Annotated in this window: 9 protein-coding genes; 6 read left to right on the plus strand and 3 right to left on the minus strand. The window is 45.5% G+C overall.

What is annotated here, in order from left to right; translation table 11 throughout:
• Positions 1-127 precede the first annotated feature (127 nt).
• The gene (locus DC094_RS15290) at positions 128-1,843 is read right to left on the minus strand and encodes a chloride channel protein (protein ID WP_133245568.1); all 1,716 of its coding nucleotides are present in this window, start codon (positions 1,841-1,843) and stop codon (positions 128-130) included.
• 94 nt (positions 1,844-1,937) lie between these two features.
• Here DC094_RS15290 and argC point away from each other — a divergent pair, with 94 nt between their 5' ends.
• Genes argC through DC094_RS15315 form a run of 5 tightly spaced genes read left to right on the plus strand, consistent with a single transcriptional unit; the run spans position 1,938 to position 5,081 of the window.
• Positions 1,938-2,969, plus strand: coding sequence for an N-acetyl-gamma-glutamyl-phosphate reductase (gene argC, locus DC094_RS15295; RefSeq protein WP_116687992.1), 1,032 nt, complete (start codon positions 1,938-1,940; stop codon positions 2,967-2,969).
• 14 nt (positions 2,970-2,983) lie between these two features.
• A complete protein-coding gene (locus DC094_RS15300) occupies positions 2,984-3,730 on the plus strand; it encodes a DUF6776 family protein (protein WP_116687993.1) in 747 nt (248 codons plus the stop codon).
• Positions 3,717-4,169 (plus strand): bactofilin family protein, encoded by a 453-nt coding sequence (locus tag DC094_RS15305; RefSeq protein ID WP_158527349.1) that lies wholly within the window; start codon positions 3,717-3,719, stop codon positions 4,167-4,169. The genes DC094_RS15300 and DC094_RS15305 overlap by 14 nt, the downstream gene beginning before the upstream one ends.
• 55 nt (positions 4,170-4,224) lie before the next feature.
• Positions 4,225-4,578 (plus strand): iron-sulfur cluster insertion protein ErpA, encoded by a 354-nt coding sequence (gene erpA / locus DC094_RS15310; RefSeq protein WP_116687995.1) that lies wholly within the window; start codon positions 4,225-4,227, stop codon positions 4,576-4,578.
• Between the two features lie 17 nt (positions 4,579-4,595).
• Complete coding sequence (locus DC094_RS15315; protein ID WP_116687996.1) at positions 4,596-5,081, plus strand: DsrE family protein; 486 nt, start codon at positions 4,596-4,598, stop codon at positions 5,079-5,081.
• Positions 5,082-5,160: 79 nt separating this feature from the next.
• On the opposite strand, the gene DC094_RS15320 is transcribed toward DC094_RS15315, so the two are convergent.
• Together DC094_RS15320 and DC094_RS15325 are read right to left on the minus strand one after the other, a co-directional pair.
• The gene (locus DC094_RS15320) at positions 5,161-6,306 is read right to left on the minus strand and encodes an anhydro-N-acetylmuramic acid kinase (RefSeq protein ID WP_116687997.1); all 1,146 of its coding nucleotides are present in this window, start codon (positions 6,304-6,306) and stop codon (positions 5,161-5,163) included.
• Positions 6,307-6,380: 74 nt separating this feature from the next.
• Entirely contained in the window at positions 6,381-7,736 is a 1,356-nt protein-coding gene (locus DC094_RS15325; RefSeq protein ID WP_206605671.1) for a peptidoglycan DD-metalloendopeptidase family protein, read from the minus strand.
• Positions 7,737-8,143: 407 nt separating this feature from the next.
• Here DC094_RS15325 and tyrS point away from each other — a divergent pair, with 407 nt between their 5' ends.
• A complete protein-coding gene (tyrS, locus tag DC094_RS15330; RefSeq protein WP_116687998.1) occupies positions 8,144-9,445 on the plus strand; it encodes a tyrosine--tRNA ligase in 1,302 nt (433 codons plus the stop codon).
• Positions 9,446-9,780: the final 335 nt, after the last annotated feature.

Raw genomic sequence — 9,780 nt, forward strand, 5'->3', positions numbered from 1 at the left:
AAAGATTCATAATGTTAATGGTGAATAATCCAAGTTAAGGCGAACACTGCGAGGCTTGCCAGTGTTGAATTAAAAAACTGTTAAAGCCCTAAAGTTTAGTGAGTGAATCGCGAGTTAAATAATAAGATTAGTGACGGGGTTCCAGCTGTAATTCCAGTGCATGACGAGTGACAACACCCAGTGCTCGGTAATTGTCGCCACTGCGCTCCATTAAAACAATCGCATCGCAATCGGTGCGATAAAACTCACGCAATACTTCCAGTGCACCGGTATTACAATCCATGGTGCAAAAAGAAGTGTGCGGCATCAGTTCGCCTTCTAAATCAAGCGGAGCTGCGTGCACTTCCTGGAAATAATCGTTGGTATCCAACCACGCTAGTATATCTTCACGGCGATACAATGCTAGTGGATCACTGTTGGTATTTTTGACAATGAGCCATTGGTTGGCTGGGCTGAGGGTGACTTGCAGCAGGTCGAATTCTGGCATTGGATGAATATTGGCAAAGCGCCGATCAGCCAATGCGATCACCCGAATATTATTTTGTTCCATTGGGTTGAGTGGCAAGATAATGTTTTTGTCGTTCAACAGGCTGACAAACAGTGATTTTTGTCGAAATAGTGGGCCATAAATTAAACTGGCACTGACCAATGCCAACATGCCCGGCGTGAGAATGCCCGGATTACCGGTGAGTTCGAGCACGGCCATTAAAGCAGCCAAGGGTGCTTGGAGCACTGCGCCCATCATGGCGGTCATGCCGAGCATGGCATAGGTTGATTGGTCGACCGGTGTGCCTAAAGTTGATGAATTAACTAACCCGGCAATTAGACTGCCCATGGCTGCGCCGATTAATAGAATAGGGCCAATTGCGCCGCCGGGAATGCCCATTCCCAATGCAATGGTACTCGCCAGTAAGCGTGCAATTAAGAGTCCGGCTAATACAGATACGGCTAATTCAGAATCAAGAATTTCATCAGTGAGTAAATAGCCTGTGCCCATTACTTGCGGCACTAAAATGGCGATTACGCCAGTTACCAGGCCGACGATTAAAAAACGCGATGCGAAATGCCAATGGCCAAAGCGGCCGAACCATCGAACCAGCAAAGTAAAACAGGCACCTAACACGCCAGCAGAAATACCAACCAAAATCACCAATGGACTTTCTAGTAATAAATTAATGCTGCTGAGTGGTTGGTTAAAAACTAAAGCTGGGCCAGTCAGCCAGTTGGCTAATAAATTAGCGCTTACCGAAGCTAAAATGACGGGTACAAAACCAATAAATGAGTACTCGAGCATGATGACTTCCATCGCCAGAACAACGCCGGCTAATGGTGTGTTAAATGCTGCAGACACCGCGGCGGCTGCACCGCAACCTACTAATAAGCGCAGGCTGGAAAAAGGCAGTTCGAGTTTTTGGCCCAGCAAACTACTAGAAGCAGCGCCCATATGAATTTCTGGGCCTTCACGGCCAACCGCAAAACCAGAAAGTAATGCAATAGCACCACCAAGAATTTGGGTAATTAAATTACCACCAGGTAATCGGGCTGCGCCTAGATGGAGTTTTTGTAAAACATGACCCACACCAACCCAAGTTTGTTGCCAGCGGGAGGGAAGAATAAGTAGCAGCATGATCAGGGCGATCGCACCGGCTATAGGTAATAAAAACCGTACTTCCAACGGTAAACTAGAAAAACGATTTTCCAGCAAAGCTTCTAATGGCCATTCGGTCATCATTCGAAATAATGAAATCATTAAACCGGTAATCAAACCCGAGCAGATGCCTAAAATGGCCAGCTGTGGCATCGCCATGCGACTAAGAAAGTGTTTGATCGGATGTTGATTCATTTTTAAAGCTTCAAAATCTGTTTCTGGTACGGGGCTGATAGTGACTATATCATGGGCTATCAATTCCTTGTTGCTGGGTTATTGGGAGAATAAAGTGATAAAAGTCGGAATAGTAGGCGCGACCGGATACACCGGAGTCGAGCTTTTGAGATTGCTGGCGATGCATCCCGAGGTAGAACTGAAAACGGTTACTTCACGCGGTGAAGCAGGTAAACCGGTTTCTGAATTGTTTCCCAGTTTGCGAGGGCATCTGGATATTTGCTTTAGCGTGCCAGATGCGAAAACTTTGGCGGCTTGCGATGTAGTGTTTTTTGCTACACCGCATGGAGTGGCCCATGGGTTGGCGCGACCGTTAATGGACGCCGGAGTAAAGATCATTGATCTATCTGCCGACTTCCGGATTAAAGACATTGCGCTGTGGGAAAAATGGTACGGCCAGACTCATGGTGCACCTGAGCTGGCAGAGCAGGCAGTTTACGGTTTGCCAGAAACCAATCGAGAGCAAATTGCAGCAGCTCAACTAGTTGCTTGCCCGGGTTGTTATCCTACGGCAGTTCAGTTGGGGCTTTTACCTTTGCTAGAGCATGAGCTGGTCGATGCTTCCAGTTTGATTGCCGATTGTAAGTCAGGAGTGAGTGGTGGCGGTCGAGGCGCGAAAGTCGGCAGTTTAATGTGTGAATCAGCTGATAGCATGAAGGCATATGCTGTGGGTGCGCACAGACATTCTCCTGAAATTGTGCAGCAGTTATCACTAACGAGCATTCAGCCTGTTAAATTGACCTTTGTTCCCCATCTCAGTCCCATGATCAGGGGAATTCACGCTACTCTCTATGCAAGATTGAATGTTGAAGATGTTGATATTCAGTCACTGTATGAACAGCGCTATATCAACGAACCATTTGTAGATGTAATGCCTTTTGGCAGCACGCCAGAGACGCGCTCAGTCAGAGGCAGTAATTACTGCCGAATTGGTATTCATCGCCCTGAAGGTGGTGACTTACTAGTGATTTGTTCGGTGATCGATAACTTGACTAAGGGTTCTTCTGGTCAAGCGATTCAAATAATGAATTTGATGTTTGGTTTACCAGAACAAACAGCAATTAACCAACCTGCACTGCTGCCGTAAGGAATTTTATCCGAATGAATATGCCTTGGCATTTTTCTCGTAAGCGCAGTAAAGGGAAGGTTTTAGCTTGGTTATTATTGGTACCGGTGGCATTTGCCACCGGTTTCCTTTTGCAAGGTTGGGTGGTGCTAGATTTACAGCGCAAGCTTGATCAGCAAAACATGTATTCGACCGATTATATTTTTCGCTTGCAACAACAGGATGCAGAGCTAGCTCGATTACGCCGCAGTAGCCAAGTCGATATTGAAGCGGTCAGGATGGCTCAGTTGACGATTAGTGACTTGCAGCAGCAAATGGCTGATCAAGATCAGCAGCTGCAATTTTATCAGGCAGTATTATCGCCAGAAGCCAGAAAATCGGGTATTCGCCTAGTTGATCTAGATATTGAAGCAGGAATTCAGGCAGATAGATTTCAATATCGTTTATTAATGATCCAGCAAAAACGCAATGATCAATTAATTCGCGGCAACCTTAAGCTAGTGGTATCGGGTCATAAAGATGGTAAACCAGTTAGCTTCAATCTGAGCCAACTGGGTGCTGAATCCAGTAGCCGTAAATTTCGCTTTCGTTATTTTAGTGAGTTAACTGGTGAACTGGTTATTCCGCCAGGTTTTCAACCAACCAGTGTGATGGTGACCGGGCGAGTGACCAAACCCAAGCGAAGCGAATTCCAGAAAAAATATGATTGGCCCACGTTCGAACAGGGGAAAGTGCCCCCGCAAATTGATCAACTGGAGGCAGAGCAAGATGTTCCGCAGTAATAGTAAAAAGGGACAAGTTAGCAAGGACACGCCAGATACTGTGATCAGCCGTTCTACCGTTATTAAAGGTGAACTGGGTTTTAGTGGTGGGTTACATGTTGATGGCCATATTTATGGCGATGTTAAAGTCGATCCACAGGAGCCTTCTTTATTTGTATTAAGTGAAGCTGGCTTGGTACGCGGTACCGTAGTTGCACCTAATCAAATCATTAACGGCACCATTGAAGGAGATATTCGAGCCGAAGAGTCATTAGCCCTCGAAGCATCTGCAAGAATTAATGGCAATGTATATTACCGTATGCTGAAAATGGATATGGGCGCGACAGTTAATGGCCAGCTGATTCGTTTGGATGATCAATCTACACCAGCACTACTAGAAGGTAAGGCTGTGAAAAATTTAGTTGATCAACCAGAGGTTACGGAAGCAGCTAATAGTTGATCAAAATACTAGGTTATCGCATAATCGCGCCAGGTTTGGCGGAGTTAAAACACTAATGAGTGACGTTCAGGAATTCTCATCGGATCCAATGGCTTTTTGTGATCCTGCGGTAGCTAAGGTTCGATCGTTAATTGAAGAAGAAGGCAATGACAATCTGAAATTGCGGGTATTTGTCACAGGTGGTGGCTGCTCCGGTTTTCAGTATGGCTTTAGCTTCGATGAAAGCATTAACGAGGATGACACCCAAGTAGAAAAGGGTGGTATTACCATGTTGATCGACTCCTTGAGCTTCCAGTATCTAGTGGGTAGTGAAGTCGATTTTATGGAAGATCTCGAAGGTGCTCGTTTTATTATTCGTAACCCTAATGCCAGTACGACCTGTGGCTGTGGATCTTCTTTCTCGGTGTAATTTCCCCCGGTGTACTAATGAAAAAACTGCTGTTAGCTTGCTTGTTATTTCCGTTGTCTGTCTCTGCACAACAGAGCTCACAGCCCTCGGCTAACAGTAGTTCAGGCTCTGTGAATGCCTTGTTGACTCAGCAACAGCAAACGCCAGAAAAGAAAATAGCGGCGATCCGCTTGCATACTTTGGAAGAAATCGATCAGCTATTGATCAAGGCTGAGGCTTTGGTCGATCAGCAACAAGCGTTTCCTGATTTTGAGCCGGTGGTTTTTTTACTACATGGTCAGGAAGCCAATTTTTTCCGACGTGAAAACTATAAAATGTATCAAAGCATGGTCGACCGAGCAGCTCGGTTGGATGCTTTTAAGGTGATAGACATAAGAGTCTGTGAAACCTGGATGGGCGCCAACATGGTGACCCGAAACCAGATGCCGGCTTTTGTTGATACCGTGCCTTATTGGGTTGATGAGCAAAAGAAATTACAAAAGCAGGGCTATAGTTATTTCTAGCTAAGCCTGTGCCTGAAGAAGCCAGCCTATCTAATTGGATAGGCTGGCTTTTTTTTGTTTTCAAAAAAATGTTTTATTACTAAGGCAACCAAACTGCACCTTGAATAGTTGCAGCCTTAGCGCCGGTCACCGAAGGTAATCCAGAAGGTTGCTGTTGTAATCGCTGCTGGGCTAACCAGGCAAAAGCAACCGCTTCAACTAGGTCTGGGCTCAAGCCAATCTGCTCTGTCGTAGCGACTGAAATATCTTTTAGATAGTGCTGCAGGCGCTTTTTCAGCTGGCTGTTGTAAGCGCCGCCGCCACAAATAAATAGTTGCTCTGTCTGAGAGGAATGCTGTTTGAGTGATTGAGCAATCGTGATAGCAGTAAATTCGAGCAAGGTCGCTTGAATATCATTTTCTGCTATCGGGTTATTTTCAATTAGTAGGCTGAACTGGCTTAGTTGCTGGTTGAGCCATTGTGGGTTGAACAATTCACGGCCGGTACTTTTGGGAATTGGCAGCTGAAGATATGGCTCGGACAATAACTGTTCTAATAGCTGTGGATTAAAATCACCGCTGGCGGCCCATTGGCCATCTTTATCATAAGGTTGCTGTAAGTGCTGCATGCACCAATGATCCATTAGTAAATTACCCGGGCCACAATCAAAACCAATTACTGGTTGATGCGGATCGGCAGTTAATAGTGTCAAATTGCTGATGCCGCCAATATTCACCACGGCTCGATTTTGAAGCGGGCTGTGAAATAACCATTGGTGAAATGCTGGCGCTAAAGGCGCAGCTTGTCCACCGGCAGCTAAATCGTTGCTGCGAAAATCTGCCACGGTGGTGAAACCAGTTTTAATTGCAATTCTGGCCGGGTCACCTATCTGCAAAGTAAACGGATGGGCGTTGTCAGTTGTTGGCGGGCAATGGCGGATGGTTTGGCCATGGCTGCCGATGGCTTTGATTTGTTGCCGATCTAGCTGGAATTGCTCAATAAATGAATGAATCGATTCCGCATAAAAATCACCCAACCAACTATGGCATTGACCAAGCATATGGATTGAGATTTCACTCTGGTGGCATAGCTGGCGAAGTTGTTGAATTAATTGAGCGGGTAGATCAATGGTGGTGGCAGCATGCAACTGTATTTTTGGTTGATGGTCATCAGGTTGAAAACTCACCGCTGCCAAATCAAGGCCATCAAGGCTGGTTCCGGTCATCAATCCAATAAATATTTCCATTGCGCAACTTTCCTGTGGCCTAGGGATGTTGAGAGCCGATTGAAATTAACTGGCTTTAAAGAAAAAGCTCGCTGTTATAGCGAGCTTTGTTGGTTTTGATTATCGCTGCGCATTGCCAGCATTAGCTCACCGTAGCTATCTAGCCGCTTGAGCATTTTTTTAGTCAACTGAGCAAAAGCAGTTCGCTGGCTCTTTTTGATCGGCTTGGAGTCAGGCAGTTTGACGGTTCGAGGGTTGCGATGTGAGCCGTTAACCAAAAATTCATAGTGCAAGTGTGGCCCAGTAACTCGGCCGGTTCTGCCGACGGTGCCAATGAGTTGCCCCTGGCGAATGCTCTGCCCAGTGCGAACCTTACGTTTGTTCATGTGCAAATATTTAGTGGTGTATTTGCTGCCATGGCGAATAAATACATAGTTGCCATTGAGGCGGTTGTAGCTAGATTTAATCACCTTGCCATCACCCGCGGCAACAATTGGCGTGCCAATTCTAGCGGCGTAATCGATACCACGGTGTGGTCGAACCTTGCCGGTAACTGGGTGCAGTCGACGTGGGTTAAAGCTAGAACTGATGTATTTGAAGTTAACCGGTGCTCGCAGGAAAGCTTTGCGCATGCTGTTACCCGCAGCGCTGTAATACTTACCATCTTCAGCAAGAATTGCCTGAAATTTTTCACCTTGGTTAACAAATTCTGCTGCCAGAATGCGGCCGCTATCAACTCGTTCACCATCCAAGTAACGATCTTCATAAAGAATGCTAAAGCTATCGCCAGAGCGAATATCCAAGCCGAAGTCGATATCCCAACCAAATATACCTGCTAACTCCATTACTAGGTTTTCTGGTAGACCAGCTTTTATGGCATCAACATATAAAGAGAAGCGGATGTTGCCGCTGGCCAACTGGTGGCGAATTTCATAATCTTTTTGCAGTTGACTGACTTTGAATTGATTGCCTTGGCGGCTAACCGTCAGACTTTCAGTGGGCGAGGGTGAATAACTGAGCTGATGGATTCTGCCATTGGAGTCAGTTTGATAATTGAGCGTTTGCCCTGGTTTGATTCGGGTAAGTGATTTAGCTTGTTTTAGACGAGCAATTTTTTGTAAGTCGGCGGCACTTTGGCCAATACGACTAAAAATTCTCGCTAGACTGTCACCGCTTCTTACCTTCACTTGATGATTTTTCTGAGCTGTTGCATCGATAGTCGGCGCTTCAGAAAAAGTCAGTTCAGGCAAAGCTAAAGGCAAGCGAACGCTATTGCACTGGTTGGCGCAATCGATCTCTGGGGCTCCCCTTGCAGCCATTACCAAGGTGCTGGCGGTGGCGACGGCAAAACTTCCAGCCAACAAAATTCCCAAAAATTTTCTGGGTTTACTGTTTGCTGCGTGTTTTACCGGGCGTTTTTTTATTGAAGTTATTTTATAATCTGCCCGCACTCGGACTTCCTGATGTTGTTTCAAACACTGTGGCTAGCCAGTAACTTTAACGGCGCACTTTGGCTTCGTCAATCAAGCTTGTCAAAGGTGTAGCAGTTAAGCAGATGATTAAAAAGTCTCTTTGTTACAAAAGGTTAGTTATTGATGGTTGTTTGTTGTTTAATTGCGTACCAGTAATAACTGACTGTGAAGCATGTCACTAACGACCAGCATTATTATTAATTGCACGATTGGCAGCTTATTTAGCCTTGATGATAATCAGCTGAGTCGGCGGGCGTTGCGCATAGCTGCGGGCCAACTGAGAGTGTTTTATGAGGTGTCTTGGCGGGTTTCTCTTGTAATTCACTACGGATTTAGTATTTTCTGCGCCATTAATCATACGATTGCGTGTCATAGGTAAAAACATCATGTCTGTCAGTCACAATCCCTTGCCGGATTTAACCGCTCGCGGCCTGATTTATCAGGTAACGGGTGCTGAAGAGCTGGAAGCTCATATTAATGAGCAGCCGCGTGTGCTTTATTGTGGCTTCGATCCAACCGCAGACAGTTTGCACTTGGGGCACTTGGTACCTTTATTGGTATTGAAGCGTTTTCAAATGGCCGGCCACAAGCCAATTGCTTTAGTGGGCGGTGCCACTGGTTTGATTGGTGATCCAAGCTTTAAAGCAGCAGAGCGTCAGTTGAATACTTCTGATGTGGTTGCTAATTGGGCAGATAGAATCAAATCTCAAGTGAGTCAGTTTATTGATTTTGATTGCGGTGAGAACTCAGCAATTGTTGCCAATAACCTTGATTGGACCGGTGAAATGAATGTGCTGGATTTCCTGCGGGATGTCGGTAAGCACTTTTCAGTCAACGCGATGATCAATAAAGAATCGGTACAGCAGCGATTAAATCGTGACGATGCTGGTATCTCTTTTACAGAATTTTCATATGCCTTATTGCAAGGAATGGATTTTGCCGAGTTGTACAAGCGCCATAGCTGTACCATTCAGGTAGGTGGCCAAGACCAATGGGGCAATATTGTTGGTGGTATCGATCTGACCCGTCGCGAGCATTCTGCCAAGGCGTTTGGTTTAACGGTTCCGCTGATAACTAAATCAGATGGCACTAAGTTTGGTAAAACTGAAGGTGGTGCAGTTTGGCTGGATCCGAATAAAACTTCTCAGTACGCATTTTACCAATTCTGGATGAACACTGCAGATGCGGATGCTTACAAGTTCCTGCGTTTCTTTACCTTTATGTCGGCTGAAGAGATTCAGGCCATTGAAGATCATGATGCAACCATTCAAGGTCGTAAGACTGCTCAGAGTGTTTTGGCGCGTGAAGTCACCGAGCTGGTACACGGCAAAGAAGGTCTAGAATCTGCAATGCGGATTACTGAGGCTTTGTTTTCAGGTGAGTTGAATAATCTATCTGAGCAAGATTTGCAGCAGCTAAGTCAAGACGGCTTACCATCTTCTTCTATTAATGCAGCTGATTTAGAAGGCAAGCCAATGACCGCGATGCTATCGGAAGCGATGGATATGGCTGGCAAGCAAGTGAAAGATGCCTTGGGCCGCAATGCGGTAACCTTTAATGGTCAACCAAAGAATTTTGATGACAACATGAAATTGACTGAATGCTTTGCTGCTGAGCAAGCGCTGCACGGTAAGTTCTTCATGGTTAAAGTTGGCAAGAAAAAGCATCATTTATTTAAGTTGGCATAACTTATTGAATTGGATTGTTTGAACTGATTTTGAGTTGCAGCCGATGCGCTGGTTATTCAAAAATGATCAACCAAAAGGACGCGTAAGCGTCCTTTTGACTATCTAAAATACCTGTTGCAGGTATTGAGATTGTTAGTTGTGCCTGTTTTCAGTGGTTTAACAATTTGATTCGGATTTATTGTAAATTGCTATTGCCTTTGCTTCTGCGATCCCTATAATGCGACCTCGCTGTCACGGCAGCAACGCAAACAGAACGAGACACGAACAACGAGACACAACGAATTGAACGGCTTTTAGCCAATCAGACTGTTTGTTTCACTAGGTTTTTAAAGCTT

The sequence above is a fragment of the Pelagibaculum spongiae genome, assembly GCF_003097315.1.
Taxonomy (GTDB): domain Bacteria; phylum Pseudomonadota; class Gammaproteobacteria; order Enterobacterales; family Pelagibaculaceae; genus Pelagibaculum; species Pelagibaculum spongiae.